Origin of the sequence: Lyngbya sp. CCY1209, assembly GCF_035615495.1 — a bacterium.
Classification (GTDB): Bacteria; Cyanobacteriota; Cyanobacteriia; order Cyanobacteriales; family Microcoleaceae; genus Limnospira.
The window spans coordinates 1-413 of the sequence record NZ_JAJENU010000054.1; the positions used below are offsets into that span (position 1 = coordinate 1).

The 413-nt window shown below is 60.3% G+C and carries 1 protein-coding gene; it reads left to right on the forward strand.

The genetic code is table 11. From position 1 onward, the window contains the following. Positions 1-413, forward strand: a 413-nt coding sequence (locus LKE08_RS00285) for a DNA gyrase C-terminal beta-propeller domain-containing protein (RefSeq protein WP_324702194.1), incomplete at both ends; no start/stop codon positions are given.

A 413-nucleotide genomic window follows, 5' to 3' on the forward strand; every position in this document is an offset into this window, starting at 1 on the left:
GACCTGATCCTGCTGTCGGGACAGGGTAAAATCAAGCGGCTGGCCCTGTCCGACCTGACGGAATTGACCAATCGGGGAATTACGGTGATCAAGCTCAAAGATCAGGACGAGTTGAGTTATGCCAACCTTAGCAAACCGGGCGATCGCGTCGTGTTGGCGACCTCCGGGGGGCGGCTGATGCGGATGGATATCGACGGCGACCAGATCCCGGTGATGGGGCGATCGGCTCAGGGTTCCCAGGCGACGCGGCTGCGGAAACAGGAGCGTCTGGCGGGGTGCGTCACCCTGACGGCGGCGGAGAATTTGCTATTGGTATCGGAACGGGGATTTATCAAACAGATTTCGATGAAGAACCTGCGGAGCAGCCACCGGGGGGGCATCGGCACGCAGATGTTGCAGTTCGACTCGGCCGA